This is a genomic window from Portibacter lacus (assembly GCF_021533215.1).
In the GTDB taxonomy this organism is placed as follows: Bacteria; Bacteroidota; Bacteroidia; order Chitinophagales; family Saprospiraceae; genus Portibacter; species Portibacter lacus.
On sequence record NZ_JAJNKA010000006.1, the window covers coordinates 292,203 to 311,064 of the forward strand.

Annotated in this window: 17 protein-coding genes; 7 read left to right on the top strand and 10 right to left on the bottom strand. The window is 37.1% G+C overall.

Translation table 11 applies throughout. From position 1 onward, the window contains the following. Positions 1–176: 176 nt before the first annotated feature. From L2586_RS12455 to L2586_RS12465, 3 genes are read right to left on the bottom strand one after another with little or no spacing between them, the layout of a single operon-like run. On the bottom strand, positions 177–3,290 hold the full coding sequence (locus L2586_RS12455) for a PVC-type heme-binding CxxCH protein (protein WP_235293233.1): 3,114 nt from the start codon (positions 3,288–3,290) through the stop codon (positions 177–179). 16 nt (positions 3,291–3,306) lie between these two features. Continuing rightward, entirely contained in the window at positions 3,307–4,056 is a 750-nt protein-coding gene (locus L2586_RS12460) for an NYN domain-containing protein (protein ID WP_235293234.1), read from the bottom strand. Positions 4,057–4,058: 2 nt separating this feature from the next. Continuing rightward, complete coding sequence (locus tag L2586_RS12465; RefSeq protein WP_235293235.1) at positions 4,059–4,739, bottom strand: pseudouridine synthase; 681 nt, start codon at positions 4,737–4,739, stop codon at positions 4,059–4,061. Between the two features lie 105 nt (positions 4,740–4,844). On the opposite strand from L2586_RS12465, the gene L2586_RS12470 reads away from it, so the two are divergent. The 4 genes from L2586_RS12470 (at position 4,845) to L2586_RS12485 (ending at position 7,705) form a co-directional block, all read left to right on the top strand. Beyond that, a complete protein-coding gene (locus tag L2586_RS12470) occupies positions 4,845–5,774 on the top strand; it encodes a M23 family metallopeptidase (protein WP_235293236.1) in 930 nt (309 codons plus the stop codon). A gap of 77 nt (positions 5,775–5,851) precedes the next feature. Next, positions 5,852–6,751 carry a DnaJ C-terminal domain-containing protein gene (locus L2586_RS12475; RefSeq protein WP_235293237.1) on the top strand — a complete coding sequence of 300 codons (900 nt, stop codon included), beginning with the start codon at positions 5,852–5,854 and terminating at the stop codon, positions 6,749–6,751. A gap of 2 nt (positions 6,752–6,753) precedes the next feature. Next, entirely contained in the window at positions 6,754–7,044 is a 291-nt protein-coding gene (locus L2586_RS12480; protein ID WP_235293238.1) for a chaperone modulator CbpM, read from the top strand. A gap of 190 nt (positions 7,045–7,234) precedes the next feature. After that, the gene (locus tag L2586_RS12485; protein ID WP_348535543.1) at positions 7,235–7,705 is read left to right on the top strand and encodes a peptidylprolyl isomerase; all 471 of its coding nucleotides are present in this window, start codon (positions 7,235–7,237) and stop codon (positions 7,703–7,705) included. A 597-nt stretch (positions 7,706–8,302) separates the two neighbouring features. On the opposite strand, the gene L2586_RS12490 is transcribed toward L2586_RS12485, so the two are convergent. From L2586_RS12490 to L2586_RS12505, 4 genes are all read right to left on the bottom strand, one after another. After that, a complete protein-coding gene (locus L2586_RS12490; RefSeq protein WP_235293239.1) occupies positions 8,303–9,541 on the bottom strand; it encodes a BamA/TamA family outer membrane protein in 1,239 nt (412 codons plus the stop codon). 39 nt (positions 9,542–9,580) lie between these two features. Beyond that, the gene (locus tag L2586_RS12495; protein WP_235293240.1) at positions 9,581–11,092 is read right to left on the bottom strand and encodes a DUF547 domain-containing protein; all 1,512 of its coding nucleotides are present in this window, start codon (positions 11,090–11,092) and stop codon (positions 9,581–9,583) included. Between the two features lie 90 nt (positions 11,093–11,182). Continuing rightward, positions 11,183–11,683, bottom strand: a complete 501-nt coding sequence (purE, locus tag L2586_RS12500) for a 5-(carboxyamino)imidazole ribonucleotide mutase (protein ID WP_235293241.1) — start codon at positions 11,681–11,683, stop codon at positions 11,183–11,185. Continuing rightward, entirely contained in the window at positions 11,680–12,825 is a 1,146-nt protein-coding gene (locus L2586_RS12505; protein WP_235293242.1) for a 5-(carboxyamino)imidazole ribonucleotide synthase, read from the bottom strand. The genes purE and L2586_RS12505 overlap by 4 nt, the downstream gene beginning before the upstream one ends. 42 nt (positions 12,826–12,867) lie before the next feature. Between L2586_RS12505 and L2586_RS12510 the strand changes: the two genes are divergently transcribed. The 3 genes from L2586_RS12510 to L2586_RS12520 all read left to right on the top strand — a co-directional run bounded on the left by L2586_RS12510 (position 12,868) and on the right by L2586_RS12520 (position 16,910). Continuing rightward, entirely contained in the window at positions 12,868–14,199 is a 1,332-nt protein-coding gene (locus L2586_RS12510; RefSeq protein WP_235293243.1) for a dihydroorotase, read from the top strand. A 168-nt stretch (positions 14,200–14,367) separates the two neighbouring features. Beyond that, on the top strand, positions 14,368–15,492 hold the full coding sequence (locus L2586_RS12515; RefSeq protein WP_235293244.1) for a DUF819 family protein: 1,125 nt from the start codon (positions 14,368–14,370) through the stop codon (positions 15,490–15,492). Between the two features lie 5 nt (positions 15,493–15,497). After that, on the top strand, positions 15,498–16,910 hold the full coding sequence (locus L2586_RS12520) for a pyridoxal phosphate-dependent decarboxylase family protein (protein ID WP_235293245.1): 1,413 nt from the start codon (positions 15,498–15,500) through the stop codon (positions 16,908–16,910). Between the two features lie 48 nt (positions 16,911–16,958). Here L2586_RS12520 and L2586_RS12525 read toward each other — a convergent pair whose 3' ends face one another. From L2586_RS12525 to ribH, 3 genes are all read right to left on the bottom strand, one after another. Continuing rightward, positions 16,959–17,306 carry an RNA recognition motif domain-containing protein gene (locus L2586_RS12525; RefSeq protein WP_235293246.1) on the bottom strand — a complete coding sequence of 116 codons (348 nt, stop codon included), beginning with the start codon at positions 17,304–17,306 and terminating at the stop codon, positions 16,959–16,961. 166 nt (positions 17,307–17,472) lie between these two features. Then, on the bottom strand, positions 17,473–18,321 hold the full coding sequence (locus tag L2586_RS12530) for an MBL fold metallo-hydrolase (RefSeq protein WP_235293247.1): 849 nt from the start codon (positions 18,319–18,321) through the stop codon (positions 17,473–17,475). Next, a complete protein-coding gene (ribH, locus tag L2586_RS12535; RefSeq protein WP_235293248.1) occupies positions 18,321–18,833 on the bottom strand; it encodes a 6,7-dimethyl-8-ribityllumazine synthase in 513 nt (170 codons plus the stop codon). Before ribH ends, L2586_RS12530 begins: the two co-directional genes overlap by 1 nt. Between the last annotated feature and the right edge of the window lie 29 nt (positions 18,834–18,862).

The window sequence follows — 18,862 nt, forward strand, 5'->3', positions numbered from 1 at the left end:
GACATCTAAAAGTTATAACAAGAACCTTGTATTTGATTGATATTCAGAACCAAAATCTTAACTAAATTCTTTACTTGCCTTGAAGATAAATAAAGAGATTAATTAAGATTTTGACTTTGAATAATTGGTTGATATGAATAAGAATCCAATTTTAATCTACTTTATATAAAATTGACTTATTGAATATCGTAGGATTTTAATAATTCTTCAGCAGTATAGTATCCTTCTTTGCCATCATTTCTCAATCGTTTGATCAAGTCAGGACTTACAACAGATGCTTTATTCCCGAAAGAATTTCTCACAAATGTAAGGACGTCCGCAATTTCTTGATCATTTAAGATTTCTTGGTATGGAGGCATAGGAACTTGACCTGGAAATTCCTGACCATTCACAGTTATCGGTCCATATATTCCGTGGAGCACTATTCTTGCTAGAACTTCAGCGCTTTCTGTAACCCATTCAGAATTTTTCAATGGAGGATAACCAGAACTAACGAGTCCATTTCCATCCGACTGGTGACAAGTCTGACAGTAACTTTCTCTTTCATAAATTTCCTTTCCTCTGATATATGAAGCTAACTCTTCATCTTTCAAAGATGAGTCAATTACTGGATCTGGATCATCCGAAACGTCTCTGTTGTTCAAGTGGGCAAGACCATATTGGTATGATTTCTTCATCCAATCATCAAGAGGATGCAATGCGATTTCATTGAATACACTATTTCCCTCTTTAGGACTTAACCACGAAGCAGCGACCATCGTTTCTAGACGCACCCGACTGTTCTCGTCATTGGCTGCGGCCTTGAAAAGATCAAGGTAATCACTGACCTTATCTGTATTATATCTAAGCACTCTTACTGCTGCAGTTCTTACTCTAAAGTTCTGAGCTTTTAATAGTTTTTTCAATAATTCTTCATCTACACTGTTCGCTCCCCAGCTCACCCAAAGACCTTCTAATAGTAATCTTTCATATTCAGGAGAAGATTGATCTAAACCATCTATCCATGTAGATAATGCGGACATCACTTTTCCAGAATCCTTACCTCTTAGCACTCTTTTAGATCTATATCTGGTTCTATATTCTGGTAATTTTAAGTTCTCTAATAATTCTTCTATACTTGCTCCATACACTTTAGCAGGTTCTACTAAAGGTCGAGAAGGGTAGGTAACTCTGTATATTCTGCCATGTGCATGATCTCTCAGTGGATCTCTTGCATTATGTTGCATGTGTCCTATTAAGATGTTGTGCCAGTCTGCTATATATAAAGAACCATCCGGTGCAAATTCTAAATCTACAGGTCTGAAGTTTCCATCTGTACTTCTAATTAAATCTTGAACCCATTCCGTACCATATCCTGTTCCATTTTCCAGCATTCTATGTTGCTTCGTTCCAAGAAATCCTATAGTGTTGTTAACTAAAAGATCACCTTGAACATCATCTGGGAAATGTCGACTACTCACAAATTCAATACCCGAAGTTGGTCTCACTCTGTGTTCTCCCTTGATCAATTTTTCAGTTAATGGAGTTGAGAATCCGTAACGTGGTTTCACAGTAGATGGCATCATCCAACTGAAATCAGGTCCCGAAGTATGAATGAAAAAATTCTGTCCCCAATCATCAAATGCAATTCCCCAAGGATTAGGAATCGGAAGGTTAGCCGTTCTTTCTAGTTTTTTCTTTGCTGGATCATATCTGAAGAATCCTCCATTCGTTCCTCGAATCGTTCCATAAGGTGTTTCTACACTAGTATGAAGAAAGACTCCTTCTCCCATATAGATGGCTCCAGAAGGGTCAGCTGTAAATGCACTTATAGCATGGTGTGTATCGTGATCGTCAAATCCGCTTAGTAGAATTTCTTCTTTATCAGCATGATCGTCACCATCAGTATCTATCAGTAATTTCAGGTTAGTTCCTTGAGAAATATACACGCCTTCAGGAGCGATTTCGAAACCAATCGGAAGATGTAACTTATCCGCAAAAACAGTTTGCTTATCAGCCTTGCCATCGTTATCCGTATCTTCAAAGATTAGGATCTTATCATTAGGCTTTTTGTCACCTGGTTTGTAGTGAGGATATGATGGCATAACTGCAACCCATAATCTTCCTTTATCATCGAAGCTTACTTGTACAGGATTCGCTAAGTCAGGAAATTCTTTTTCAGAGGCAAATAATTCTATTTTATAACCTTCTGCAACGGTAATGGTCGCTAATGCATCGTCACCATATTTATAAGCTTGATCTTCAATGTTCTTAGGCTTATAATTGGTTTCAACTGGAGGTAGAACTGGTGTGCTCTCATCTTTTTGTTCAAGGTCTGTTTCGATACCTTCTAATGCACTCCATATAGCAGAGTCCCGAAGTGAAGTCATTGCCCTAATTTTATCTATTTCATTTGGGTAGTTATCAGGCCCGAAAGGCTCGTATCTTCTACCGTAAACGTGCACGCCATTAGGTACTTTAATGTCGTTATGCCACATCCAATTTTTTTCTTGAACATAATCATGAACAAGCTCCTTATTTTTTGAATTGTTCTTTTGGCCAGTGAAAATATGATCGACTAAGTATTCACCAAGCTTCTCATATCCGCTATCACTTAATTGTAGACCGTCTACAGTGTAGTCATTCCATGTTTTAGTAACGTCATAAATATTAAGAAATGGGACACCTTTTTCTAAAGCCACTTCGGCCATAGCTTTAGTATACATTTCTAAATTCTTATTTGTTTCTACACCGTCTGGTAAGTCCATTTTAGCACTAAGGTCTTCGAAATGTGTCGGTGAAATTAATATAAGCTTGGCCGGGCTGTTACCATTATATTTCTGTGCCAATGTATGATCAATAAAAGCCCGAAGTTCATCTTTATAATTGGACAGTCCAGCATATCCAGCGTACGATTCTGTAAAGCCGAAAAATGCTAAGATGTAATCTGTATTAAGATGGGTTAGCCATTCATCTGGCGTCATAAAGTCACCTCGACTTCCTGAACCTTTCGTTTCTTCATCATAAAATGCTTCTGCTCCAGGAAATGCCCAAGGCGATTTTCTAGAGGAATGTGGGCGAAAACCAGGAGTATCTCCTCCATCGCACATATTTCGAATGATCAGTTTTTTCTCAGGATAAGCCAGTTGCATTTCCGTTTCGAAGTGGCCATAGTTCATCATCCTAGATCCCAAGTTACCTCCGATTAGAGTTATATGAGCTCCATCATCAACTGGAATATCAAGTTTTTCTTCTTTGTTACAAGAAATCATTATGAATACGGCTAGTATCCATATAAAGTGCTTATTCATATGCGCGTCTTTCAGTTTATTTATTGTTTCGTTTTTTCTTTTTTAGTCTGACATATACCAACTTGAACCTTCCTGCATTTTCCCTTCGTTCAACTTCATATTTATCGATGGATTCTATAAGAGGAGTTAATTTATGAAAACCATAGTTTCTTGAATCAAAATTCGGCATCTTTTTTTGTAACAAACTACCAACATCTCCTAAGAATGCCCAACCATCATCATCAGCAATGTCGGCAATGGTAGTCGAAATAAATTTAATAATGCTTGGCGTTATTTTATCCACATTGTTTGTTGCAGCAGGTTTTTTAGCCGAGGAAACTTCATCCTCATCTTCCTTGCCTTTTAGAATTTCGATGTATATAAATTTATCGCAGGCTACGATAAATGGATTTGGCGTTTTCTTTTCACCGATTCCTATCACTTGCATTCCTGCTTCTCTGAGTCTTGTTGCTAAGCGAGTGAAATCACTGTCACTCGAAACTAAGCAGAACCCAGTTACTTTTCCGGAATAAAGGATATCCATCGCATCGATGATCATGGCAGAATCAGTAGCATTCTTACCTCTGGTATAACCATATTGCTGGATCGGTGTAATGGCATTTTCTAAAAGGATGTTTTTCCACTTAGAAAGGCCAGGTCTTGTCCAGTCTCCATAAATTCTTTTAATGGTAGGATTTCCATATTTTGCTATTTCCTCCATCATTTCTTTCACATAAGCAGATGGAATATTATCTCCATCTATTAACACGGCAATATTTAATTCCATTTTTATAATTTTGATTTCAATATAGTTAAAACCCTCAAAAACTCAGGACTCGGATCAGCTTTTATATTGATAAAGTTTCCTTTAGGGTATTCAATCTGAAGCTTCTCAGCATGAAGCATCATGGTTTCCATTTGAAATTCCGATTTCCAAAACCTGTTTTGTTTACTGCATCCGTGTGGTCGATCTCCTATGATGGGATGGAAAATATGGGACATATGCTTTCTGATTTGATGAAAACGCCCCGTTGTAGGCATAACGGATATTAAGCTATACCTGGAGGTAGGATGCTTCCCGAGTGGTACATTAATTTCAAAGTGTTTTTCTAAAGTAAACTTGGTTAATGCATCTTGTTTTTTATCTCCTTCACCTATTGCATAATCTATGGTTCCTTCACTAGGAGCATATCCTCTAACGATGGCTTTGTAAGTTTTTATAGGTAAATGGTTTCTAAACAGATGTTGAATTTCAGAGTCTACGAGTTTAGACTTAGAAAATAGTAACACCCCAGAAGTTTTTCTGTCAATGCGGTGTGCAGGGAAAACTTTCTGACCTATCTGGTCTCTGAGTATTTGTAGAGCAAATTCAGTCGCATCATTGGCAATTTTAGTTCGGTGGACTAATAATCCATGTGGCTTATTGATGGCAATGATGTGCTCGTCTTCGTATACTATTTCTAGGATCATTTAATGTGTAAATATAACATTCACTTCGATTAATTAGATTTTATTAAATTTGCTCACCCTTATAAAATGAGAATAAAGAATATTTTTACAATAATACTAATAAGTATGCTAATCACGCATGCTTACGCTCAAGAGGAAGTTACGCCTTTAGTGGATACACTGACCTATGAGAAAATTATGCTCGATGGCAGTGCTGCATATCTAATTTCTGAAACAAAGGAAATAATAACAGCTCGCGAATATGATATCTTGCAAAAGAAGAATAATCCTCAATACATAGAACCACTTTACACTGATTACTGGGATACCCTGGAAGTGAATCCATTTAAGAGTGTAAAAGTAGAAAAGCCATTCTTGCTACAATTTGATGATTTAAAGTATAGCCCTCCTGTGAATGGAAATATGGTTGTAACTTCTAGATTTGGGCGAAGACGGAGAGGTCCACATCGAGGGATAGATATTGACTTAGTAGTTGGGGACACGGTAAGAACTATTTTTTCAGGTCAAGTTCGCTTTGTTGGTTATTCTAGGGGGCATGGAAAAACGGTCATCGTTCGTCATGAAAACGATATCGAAACGGTATATGCGCATCTATCTGAATATGGAGTAAAGACTAATGATTTTGTAGATAAAGGACAGTACATAGGACTCGGAGGTGCAACGGGAAATGCGCGTGGAAGTCATCTTCATATGGAGATTCGTCATAAAGGAATTTGCATCAATCCTGATTATTTAATGGACTTTGTAGAGCCTAAAGTATACGCGGATTCTTTATGGGTGACGAAGGGATTAACGGATCCATATAGTCATAGTTCTTACAGCAAGGGTGATTATGAAATTCTGAAAACGAAGGAACTTGCTGATGGATATGATAAACGAGCTCAAAAAATATATGTAGTTAGAAGCGGTGATACCCTATGGGGAATTGCTCGTAAAAATGGAATGAGAGTCAGTGATATAGTCCGAATGAATAATAGAAAAGTAAGCGCAAAATCTACTTTGCGAATAGGACAACATTTAATTATTAGCCCCTAATAAAGATATTTTACTCTTTTTATCAAACACTTTCGGTTTAAATTTATTTTATTGTTATATAACTATAAAAATAAAACATGGATTACATTGATTACTATAAAGTTTTGGGTGTAAGCAAAGGTGCAGATGAGAAAGCCATCAAGAAGGCTTATCGGAAATTAGCCAGAAAATACCATCCCGATCTTAATCCGAATGACAAGGCCGCAGAAATCAAATTTAAAGAGATTAATGAAGCCAACGAGGTATTAGGAAATGCGGAGAATCGAAAGAAATACGATGAGTATGGTAAAGATTGGCAGCATGCTGAGGCTTTCGAAAAAGCAAAAAAAGAACAAGCACAATATTCATCGCGAGCGGGCAGCCAAGGCAGGTCAAGTTTCGGAGATGATGATTTTTCTGATTTCTTTAGTTCTATGTTTGGTGGACAAGGTGGCGGAAGTGGATTCGGTGGACGACAACAAGTCAGATTTCGAGGCCAAGACTTCAATGCTTCACTTTCATTAGATCTACGTGACGTATACGAAACACATAAGCGAACGCTGACAGTGAATGGAAAAAATATCCGATTAACTATTCCAGCAGGTGTTAAAGATGGTCAAACCATAAAGATTAAAGGTTACGGAGGAGAAGGTGCTAATGGCGGCCCAAAGGGGGACTTAAATATCACCTTTGTTATTAAAAATAAATCGGGATTCCAGCGCGATGGAGATAATTTGCTTAAGACTGTTGATGTAGATCTTTACGATGCTGTATTAGGTGGCGAGCATATTGTGGAGACATTTGATGGGAAGGTGAAATTGAAAATTAAAGCGGGAACTGAAAATGGGACCCAAGTTAGATTGAAAGCTAAAGGTTTTCCAGTATACAAGAAAGACGGGACCTTTGGTGATTTAATATTGACCTATAAGGTGAGAATACCAACTAGCCTAAGTGCAAAAGAGAAGGAATTATTTCAAGAACTTAAAAAGCAGCGATAATTATGGAAGAGAAAATATACATCTCCGTTGTTGAACTCTGTAATCATTATGATTTATCTCAAAGTTTTTTTGAAGAATTACTAGAAAATGAACTGGTTCAAGCAGATTACCAAGACAATTTTGTCACTATTCATAGGGACGGATTAATTACGCTAGAAAAAATTACCAGAATTCATCATGAGCTGCATATTAATGTAGAAGGGATCGATGTGGTTTTTAATTTGCTGGAGAGAATAGAGCAGATGCAAGAGGAAATGATGATGCTGAGACGTAAAGTTGGAAACTGGGAATAGGTTTATAATCAATTCACGTATGAGCACTAACTCGAATTTTTGGTTAATTATTAATCATACACATTGACTGATAAGCATAAAGGTGCATTATCCAAAATTAACTCCCACGAATCGATAAATTGAAATTGCTTTTATACATTTGCAAAAAATTAAAATAATGAGTGCATTAGACAAAATTAACCCTCAAGAAATGCTTACTGCGATTAAAACAGCAAGCTACGATAAAGACATTGAGGCAACAATAAAAACTTCTCAAGGAGATATTCATGTTAACTTGTTTGCAAGTAAAGCGCCGAAAACGGTAGCGAATTTTGCGACATTGGCAAAGAAAGGATATTATGATGGATTAAACTTTCATAGAGTTATTCCTGATTTTATGATCCAAGGAGGGTGTCCAGCGGGAACTGGAGCAGGTGGTCCAGGATATAACTTCGAAGACGAATTTCATCCAGATTTGAGTCACGATGATCCTGGAATTCTTTCAATGGCTAATGCAGGTCCTGCAACAAATGGAAGCCAGTTTTTCATTACCCATGTGGTTACTCCATGGTTAGATGATAAGCACACCGTTTTCGGAAAAGTAAAATCTGAGGACGATCAAGATGTTGTGAATAGTATCAAACAAGGTGATAAAATTATAAGTATTACCATTCAGGAGTAAAATTTTATTGCGACACTTCTTGCTGGGCTTTTAAGCTAGGCAAGAAGGTGTTGCATTTTTCCGAGGTCCAATAACAGTAGTTAATGTGACGCTTTTTAAGCAGAGCATTGGCGTGATGGAAGAAAGTGTTGCATTTTGAGTAAATCATTCTAGGATTAAAACCCAAGGTCCATTAAAAGTAGTAGGATAATGTGACGCTTTTTAAGCAGAGCATTACTGTGATGCAATAAAGTGTTGCATTTTGAGTAAATCATTCTCGGATTAAAACCCGAAGTCCATTAAAAGTAGTAGGTTAATGTGACGCTTTTTAAGCAGAGCATTAGCGTGAGGCAAGAAAGTGTTGCATTTTTAAGTGAATCATTCTCGGGTTAAAACCCAAGGTCCGTTAAAAATAGTAGGTTAATGTGACGCTTTTTAAGCAGAGCATTGGCGCAAGGAAAGAAAGTGTTGCATTTTTAAGTGAATCATTCTCGGGTTAAAACCCAAGGTCCGTTAAAAATAGTAGGTTAATGTGACGCTTTTTAAGCAGAGCATTAGCGTGAGGCAAGAAAGTGTTGCATTTTTAAGTGAATCATTCTCGGATTAAAACCCAAGGTCCTAAAAATATTGACCTAAACCTATCACAAATCCTCGCTGGCTTAAATCATAAATATCCACACCATAATCAATTCTAAAAGTAGCTCCGAAAATCTGCTGATATACAAATCGGAAACCGCCACCTACAAAATGTCGAACTGATTCAATATCAACTAATTCACTCAATTCTCCACCGGGATTACGCCAAGATCCAAGATCTGAAAAAACAACAACCTGTATTCCGAAAGGATATCTAGATAAAAGCGTATGTCGATATTCAATATTGAAAATAGCTTGCCCTGTTCCTCTATCTATCCGATTCCCTACACCCCTAATGTTCACATAACTATCAATCACAAATGGTGCAAACGGAGAATAGTTATTGGTCGAAAGTGCAAAACGAAGTCTCATTGCTAAATTCCCAATCTTTCCAAATTTGATATAATTCTTATACTGAAGCTGAAGGATATGAAAAAGATCTTTTTCGTCCAGATTATACACATTTTGCATCGTGGCTTTCCAGTGAGAACCCGACAAGAAAAAGAAATGGTAATCCACGAAATTCGATTCATAACTCGTATTGATCAACAACTTAGGCTGGATTAATGAAACTGGTCCAGGTGGCATTTCTAGAGGTTGGCGCTCACTTTTTTCGTATGATTCAACAAAGTAATTCGCACCCAATTCCAACATGCGATGAATCCCAAAATTTCGGATTACGCTTCCGCCTATATTTTTATAATTGAAATCATAATTGACGATTCCTTCCTCGAAGAATAAGGGCTCTTCTGACGACCAAGTATTTAGATCCAGAGAATATCCCCACCGATTTCCAATTAGGTACGGATCTCGATAATATAGCTGACCAGAATGTCTCCCATTATTGTTTTGATAGTGAATGCTTACGTTTTTCCCTTGGCCGAAAAGATTGTAATCAGACAAGCCAAGTTTATACCAATAATTGTCTGTGATTCCTCCGAAATTGACAATAGGAAGGAGCGTGGTAACTTCCTTAATTGTAAAAACATAGTCTTGAGATATGGAATCGAACATTAAATCGGCTCGACCTATGCCCGGAATGTTCTTAATGCGCTGAAGATCAAGTTCTAATTCTGATATCGTGGAAGCTTCTTGGTCATCAAAAGAAGTAAACAAATGAATATAATCCATATCCATTTTCTTAAGCCCTTCTATCCTTTGACCAATACAAAAATTAGTCCCTAGGAAAAAGCATAACAACATAAAACCATATCCCTTCATATACATGGGAAAGTTACGATTTAAAATGAAAACTTAGTCTTAAATATTAAATCTAAAACCAATGTTATAGGTAGCTGCTCCACCTCCATTGGCGATTAAATACTTATTCGTGAAGCCCGTATAAAGCAATTCTAATTCTACATTTTTCGTAAACTGATACTTTCCACCGAAACCACCTTGGATGAAGTAATCAAAAGGCAATCTGTAATATGGTGTGAATCCTCCTAACGCATATAGAATAGAATTAGCGGTGGGACTAAAACTAAGAATAGCGGTTAGAGGAGTCGACACTTGATTAATTCTTCCATTGGATAATTTTCCGATGTCTTCCCAGTTCAGTCCGATATCTGTAAATAATGAAAACCGAGTACCTAGCGATAAGTCATTGAAAAATTGATTGTAGAAACTAGGACCTGCCCAGTCGATATATTGTTCCCCATTTCCTCCTGAAAGATCCTTGCCAATCGGGAAAACAAAACTGCTTTGAATTGAAAAATTAGGCCAGTCAGGCTTGGGGGCATATCGGATCTGTGGACCAAATGCCGTCACGCCTTGTCTGAAAGAACCAGAAGCAATATCTGAAATCACGTCAAATGGGGAAGAAGGTCGGACATTATTCAAGACTCTTCTGTACCTGGTATTGAAACCAAAATTGAACCTTCTATTGATTCCATACAAAAAACTTGCAGAGGAAGTCATGAAAGTGGCTCTGTTATCACCGATGACTTCAGAGTATAGATTGTTAAATATTTTTAATTCTATCTGCCCTTGAGGTATCGTAGAGGAAACAATGTATCTTCCTGCATTTGCTGGAGTTGCAGAACTTGCGTTGAACGAAGTGGATGCCGCATTTAAAGTCCAGTCGTAATTGTAGTAGTTTACGGAAATATTCTCTGCATACTTTTGCTGACTATAGTTATTAATGAATGAGATAATAGCAGACTTACTGTTACCAAAATCTTCTGCATACCATTTGAAAATTTGAGAAAGCTGAAGTTTATCGTCTTCGACTTTTATGAATTCAGGATTGTTTAATGCTTTTTTAGTTTGACTATTTATTTGATTGTCAATGTCTGAACCTTGGTAAGCGAAATTAGTTATGGGTGGGCAACCTAGTGCACCACAAACGAGGACAAAGTGTAGTCTTGGATCATCGAATTCTTTCAGAATTTCTTTCTTTTCCATATCATTCAACGTCATTTCTCTCCCTGCAATTTTGATTTTTTTACGGTCAAAGAAGCCTGGAATATCCTGAACGGATGAGGTCGGATATCCTTTAATGGTTTCATGAATAACAAGGAGGTTGTAAGCATTGATTAAGTATGCCTTTTTAGTGTCTGGATCTAATTCAGCGTAAGAGGCCTGCTCAATTATCGCAATGAGTGATTCTAAGTCTTCACCTTGTTTGATAGCCAAATAATTAACCAAGCCGTCAGCTGTATATTCCTTGAAAAATTGATCTGTATTTTCGAAAAACGACTGATCTATTGATTGTGAAAACGCAAATGTATTGACACAAAGAAATAAGAAGATAAAGTTGAGTAATTTCATATTTACATAACTAGATTGGTTTCCAAACTGTTTCCAGTTTATCGAAATGAATAGAAACCATTAAGATAAAGTGTCATACATAGGACGGTCTTAAAAGCCCTTTTGCTTTAAGTTTTCAATTTTTTGATCGACTTCTTCCTTTAATTCTTTTTTATAAGTCAATACTCGTTCAAGTACTTTTTCATCACTAGCACCCAATATCTGCGCTGCTAATATTCCTGCATTTTTAGATGCATTTAATGCAACTGTTGCTACAGGAACACCATTCGGCATTTGTAAAATGGATAATATCGAATCCCAACCATCTATTGAATTAGAAGATTTTACAGGAACTCCTATTACTGGTAATGGACTAAGACTTGCAACCATACCAGGCAGATGTGCTGCTCCTCCAGCTCCAGCTATAATAACTTGGATTCCTCTTTTGTGAGCTCCTTGCGCATAATCAAACATCCTTTCAGGAGTTCGATGTGCTGAAACGACTGTCAGTTCAAATTCGATTTTAAAATAATTAAGGATATCTGCAGCGGCTTTCATCACAGGTAGGTCGGAATCTGACCCCATTATAATTCCTACTCTTGGCTTATTCATGTTGTTACAATTAAGTTTTCTTTTACAAATTTAGCTTTTTCTATAGCTGTGTTGATATCTTTTTCTAAGATGGTTGCGTGTCCCATCTTTCTGAATGGTTTGGTTTCGGACTTGCCATAAAAATGGAGATTCACATTACCTTTTTCGAGACATTCATGCATTCCTTGGTATCTGACTTCGCCCGTAGCATTTGCTTCTCCAAGCAAATTGACCATAACCGCTTTAGACTTTAAGTGTGTATTGCCGAGTGGCATATTCATCACGCCTCGAATATGTTGCTCAAATTGAGACGTTTCACAAGCTTCTATGGAATGATGTCCTGAATTATGGCATCTTGGTGCAACTTCATTGACCATTAGTTTTCCATCTTTGGTTAGAAAGAATTCTACTGCTAATAACCCACAAATGTCAAATTTTGTAATTAAGTTTTTAGCGATTTTGATAGCTTCTTCTGTCAATGTCGATGAAAGGTGAGCTGGCGCAAATAAGTAGTCGACTAAGTTCGCCTCTTCATCGAAAACCATTTCCACTGGATCATAGGCCTTCATTTCTCCGGATTCATTTCTAGCAATGATAACTCCTATTTCTTTATCGATTGGCACAAGATCTTCTGTCAAGCAAGGACCTTCCAATAATTTAGGTAGATCATCCTTGCTTTTTATAACTGAAACGCCTTTCCCATCATAGCCTCCCGTTCGTACTTTCTGAACAAAAGGGTAGGAGAGTCCTCCTTCTTGGATGGCTTTTTTGACTTCGTCAATGTTTTGGAATAGTTGGAAAGCAGCACTCGGAATTTCATAAGACTCGTAAAACATTTTTTGTAATCCCTTATCATTGATAATTTTTAGAGCATCAGGCGATGGATGTATAATTACGCCTCTTTTTCTCAACTCTCGCAAGGCTTCTAGGTTAACTGCCTCTATTTCAATGGTTACAATGTCTTTTCCTTCTCCAAATCGAATTACATCATCATAATTGCTAAAATCTCCAATTTCAAAATTTGGACAAACTTTACCAACTGGAAAGTCCCTGCTCTGATCCATGAAATGAAGGTCTAAGTCCCATTTTAACACGGTTTCGTACATCATTCGTCCCAATTGGCCGCCACCTAATACACCGACTTTCTTTTTTCTGTAATTCATTTTGGTTGGTTCGTTTTCGCAAAAGTATTAATTTTAGGCCATATGAAGAAGTTAATCAAGAATGTTAGAATAATCAATGAAGGTCAACAAATAGAAGGTGACCTGCTTATTGTCAATGATCGAATAGAAAAAATCGGTGGCATCATAGAATCCAGAGAGGCTCAAGAGGTAGATGGAAAAGGTAATTATCTTTTGCCAGGTGTAATAGATGACCAAGTCCATTTTAGAGAACCAGGACTTACACATAAGGCAGATATAGAAAGTGAGTCAAGAGCTGCAGTTGCTGGTGGGACTACTACTTTTATGGAAATGCCGAATACTAAACCAGCCGCTTTAACGCAAGAGGAATTAGAAAAAAAGTATGCTAAAGCTTCTCAAGTTTCACCTGCGAACTACTCCTTTTTCATGGGTGCGTCAAACGAGAATATTGAGCATGTCTTGAAAACAAATGAGAAAACCGTTTGTGGTGTTAAGATATTCATGGGTTCATCGACTGGAAATATGCTAGTAGATGATGAGAAAACATTAGAGAATTTGTTTAGCAAAGTGCCTATGCTTATCGCTACACATTGTGAAGACGAAATGACCATCCGCAGAAATACGGAAGAATATGTCAGAAAATATGGAGATAAGATCCCTTTTTCAGCACATCCTGAAATCAGAAGTGTAGAAGCTTGTTATAAGTCCTCGTCACTTGCTGTTAGAATGGCAAAGAAATACGATACGAGATTACATATTCTTCATATCTCTACTGCTGAGGAATTAGATCTCTTTACTAACGAAATACCGCTCGCAGAGAAAAGAATAACATCTGAGGTATGCGTTCACCACTTGTATTTTGATGCGGATGATTATGAAACTCTTGGTTCTAAAGTGAAATGTAATCCAGCGGTAAAAGAAGCTCGTCATAAGAAGGCATTAATGGAAGCATTACTAGATGATCGATTAGACATTATTGCTACGGATCATGCACCTCATACTTTAGAAGAAAAGCAAGGACTCTATATGAAGGCGCCATCTGGGTTGCCATTAGTTCAGCATTCTCTGAATATGATGTTAGATTTTTATCAGCAAGGCGTGATCGGATTGGAAAAGGTGGTAGAGAAAATGTCTCATGCACCTGCAGTATGTTTTGAAATCCAAGATAGAGGTTATGTGAGAGAAGGGTATTATGCTGACTTAGTTCTAGTAGATATGGATTCTGAGTGGACGGTATCTAAAGAAAATGTGAGGTTCAAGTGTGGTTGGTCACCTTTAGAAGGGAAAACATTTCACAATAAAGTACTTAAAACCTTTGTCAATGGTTTCAAAGCTTATTCTAATGGGGAGGTTAATGCGAATCAAAAGGGATATAGGTTAAGTTTTAATCGTTAAAAAGAAAAGTTATAAGATTGATAAATAAATTCCTTCATTTGTAACGCATTTACTTTAAGTCAAAATGGAAATTTAAAGTTCTATTTTAAAAGACATTCCTATGCAAAATTTATCAACATCAATTTTGCTCCTTGGGATAAGTAATTTTTTTTTACCTTTCACACCGATATGATATATATACCTCAGATTCTAATCATCTGTTTTGTGCCGTGGATACTTAATAAGTATCTGAAAGGAAGTAAAGTTGGAAACTTGCTCAGCCCCGTTGTTTTAGCTTATGTGGTCGGCATATTGACTTCGATGTTCAGCTTAGTTCCATTAAGTGAAGCGATCAATAAGAACTTTTCTGAAATTAGTATCATGATCGCCATTCCGCTCTTGCTTTTTTCCGCGGAGATTAAAGCTTGGTTCAAGCATGCAGGTCCTACAGTTCTCTCTTTTATTTTCGCCATAATTGCTGCAATGCTGAGCACTGGATTTTTTGCATTTATCTTCAATGATAAATTGGATGAAGTCTGGCACCAAAGTGGAATGTTAACAGGTGTTTTCACAGGAGGAACTGCTAATATGCAAGCGGTGGGATTAGCTTTAGGAGTGTCAGAAGAAACCTTTGTCATATTAAATGCAGCAGAAATTCTTTGGGGCGGGTTGTATTTGTTATTTATTACTTCATTCGCGCATAAATTATTCGGAACGTTTCTTCCAGATTATAAATATGATGAATCAAAATCTAATGAAACTTTTGCTTCCGTTGCAGTTAATCACAAAGCAAGAGCTATTGCGGTCTTGCTGTCTCTGGCTGTTGTCGGAATTACTGTAGGATTAGCATTTTTGTTTTTTGGAGGTTTAAGTAATACAACATTTATTATATTAGTGCTTACCTCACTCAGTGTGGGCGCATCTTTTTATAAACCGATACGAACATTAGAAGGATCATTCGAAGCAGGAGATTACATGTTGCTTGTTTTCTGTGTCGCAATAGGAATGCGATCGGATTTTGCGGAATTAATCAATACGGGAGGGAATGTGATATTATTTACTGGTGGATGTTTTATCTTTACTGTACTTATTCATCTAGGACTTTCTAGAATATTTAAGATAGATAGAGATACCACCTTGATTACTTCTACAGCTGCCTTATATGGGCCAGCGTTTATCGGCCAGATTGCCAGCGTGATGAAGAATAGGCAAATCGTTTTCGCAGGAATGGCGACCGGTCTTGTGGGCTATGCGGTTGGTAATTATCTAGGGATAAGTTTGAGTTATTTATTAGAAAGTTGGTTGTCAAATTAAAAAAAATGGATTTTCCTAAAGAAAGATCAGATGCTAATACTTTATTAAGCAAATTGGAAACGCTTAAAAGTGATGATTTAAGATGGAAGCAGGGTAGGGCATTCAGTTATGTTTATTATGCTTCGCCAGAAATTACAGAGACCTTATCGAAGGCATATTTATCCTATTTTTCAGAGAATGCACTAAATCCATCTGCTTTTCCGAGTTTAAGTATAATGCAGTCTGAAGTGATAAGCATGTGTAAGTCATTGTTCAATGCTGGCGATAACGCTGGAGGAGTAATGACAAGTGGAGGAACGGAATCGATTCTGATGGCCATTAAAGCTGCTAAAGAATATGCTAAAAAATATAGAAATATAACGGCACCAGAAGTTATAATGCCATTATCGGCACATCCAGCTTTTAATAAGGCTTGTGATTATTTCGGTGTTAAGCTTCATATTTTACCTGTCGGAAGTGATTATAGAGTTAATCCAGAATCCTATGAAGGACTGATTAATGAGAATACGGTGCTCCTTGTCGCGTCGGCTCCTTCTTATCCGCAGGGTGTAGTAGATCCAATTCCTGAAATAGGTCAAGTTGCTTTAAAGCATAAAATTCCGTTTCATGTTGATGCATGCGTAGGAGGATTTGTATTACCATTTATAAAAGATAGAACTTTTCCTAATTTCGATTTAGGCGTACCTGGTGTAACTTCTCTTAGTGCTGATATTCATAAGTATGGATTCGCATCTAAAGGGAGCTCTGTTGTATTGTATAATGATAATGAGCTAAGGAAGTCTCAGTTTTATATTTATACGGGTTGGCCTGGAGGAATATATGCATCACCGTCAATTATGGGGACGCGACCTGGAGGTGCTATTGCAGTAGCATGGACAGTACTTCAACTTTTAGGACAAGCAGGTTATGAGTCTCTTGTGCAGAAAATGATGAGTACGGCGAAAGCCTACCAAGATTTTCTTTCATCTTACGAAGGAATATCAGTTGTAGGAAGTTCGGATATGTGCATCTTTTCAATACAAGCAGATGGTTTCAATATTTATGAATTAGGAGATGAAATGCATGAGTTATCATGGCAAATGGATAGGCAGCAAGATCCTTCAGCATTGCACTTGTCTATATCTCCGATCCATGCGGAAGTATTTGAGGATTTTAAAATTGACTTTGATAAAGCCTATAAGATTGCAAAAAAGAAAGACTTTAATAAATTGAAAAATTCACTGCAAGTAGGAGCTGCAAAAGGTCTTAAGAAAATACTTCCTGAAAAAACATTTGGGAAACTTCAGAAATTGGCCGTTCAGAAAAGCGATACGAATACTAATAGATCTGCAGCATTATATGGAATGATAGGAGATCTTAAAGGCTCAGGAACCTTGGATGAAATGATTATAGAGTTTCTCGATAAAATGACAAAGTAAAAAAAAGGGTGATTCATGCGAATCAACCCTTATTATATGTTGAATAGATTAATATCTATTTCCTCTGTCTCTGTCGTAGCCACCGCCACCGCCACCGCGATTGTAGCCTCCGCCACCACCTCCTCCGCCTCTTCGGTTACCACCGAATCCGGAATCTTTTGGCTTAGATTTTTTAACTACAATTTCTCTACCATCTAAAGTAGATTCATTAAGTGCGTTAATGGCTTCGTACGCCTCATCATCGTTCGGCATTTCTACAAAACCAAAACCTTTAGATCTGCCTTGCTCTCTGTCCATAATTATTTTAACAGATTCGACTTCACCGAATTTTTCAAACGTGTCAAGAAGAGTAGCTTCCGAAGTATCGTAAGAAAGTTTTGCTACAAAAATATTCATTATAAAAATATAAAAAGATTAAAAAATGTGAGGTAAAAATTAAAAAGCGAAACATTGATGAGTGGCTAATAACTGTTTAACTCGGTTTAGTTGTGCTTTCGCACTTTATGTTTACTTATCAAAGCTCAACAAGATCATTATCCGAGAATCTTTATTAAGTATAATTTTATAACACGTCCGATAACATTTTAAGTTCACTAAAAAAGTATCTTTCTTTCTCATCTTTTGCCACCTTCCCACATTCATAGATCGGATCGTGTTCAAAAATAACATAAATATTATTAGTTACTGCATATTCCAGAAATTCTTTTTTCTCTTTCAAGGTCTCCAAAGGTCTTATATCATAACTCATTACATATGGCATTCTTATATGATATGAGGACGGTAAGAGGTCCGCTACATATGCTATTTTCTGACCATTTTGTAAGGTGATTATAGGGGCCATCATCGCTTCTGTATGGCCATAAAAGAACTTTACCTCGATATTTTTAATCCATGAAATGTCTTGACGGACATCTATATATTCTAATACCTTATGATTGCTAAGCCCCTCGATATTCTCTTTCAGAAAGGAAGCTCGTTCTCTATCATTAGGATTCAGCGCCCACTGATGATGTTTTTCATTCGTCCAGTAGGTAGCATTTTCGTAAGAAGGAATAATATCATTTCCGTCTCTTTTCAAAGCTCCTCCTACATGATCAAAATGAAAATGTGTGAGAAATACATCTGTAATATCATAGGAACTTACACCATGTTTTTGAAGTGATTCTTCGATGGTGAATGGTCCATGTGGTTCGAAATGTTTTCTGAATTTTTCATCTTGCTTATCTCCCATTCCAGTATCCACCAAGATCTTCCGATCTCCAGTTTCTATTAACAAGCAACGCATCGCCCACGTACACATGTTATTCTCATCTGCTGGTGTGAGCTTACTCCATAGTTTCTTAGGAACAACTCCGAACATTGCGCCTCCATCTAACTTGAAAAGACCAGCATGAATGACTGATAATTTCATTAGAATCCTATTTTAACTTTGAAGCCTTTGAGTGATCTTTTGATATCGGCCATTTTTAGAGCGGTTACAGCTGCTTCTACGCCCTTATTACCATGCTTTCCGCCAGCTCTATCTTCGGCTTGTTCAGAAGTGTTAGGTGTTAATACACCGAAAATGATGGGTTTCCCAGAAAGTACTCCGAGATTAACTAATCCATTAGCAACTGCATTGCTGATGTACTCATCATGTTTTGTTTCGCCTTTGATGACACATCCGATACAAATGATAGCATTGTAATTGTCTTCTCCGAGAAGCATCTTCGCCCCTACAGGTAATTCAAAAGTACCTGGAACATGAATTGTTTTGATATCATTCACATCCACACCATAAGTGATAAGTGTCTCTAAACATCCATCGTAAAGTGCATTTGTGATTTTTTCATTCCACTCAGAAACAACTATTCCTATCTTGTATCCTTTCCCAGATGGAATGTCTCCTGACGTTTTTGATAAATTTTTGTTCTTACTTGACATAAAAAAAGGTTTAGTGCAAAACTAAACCT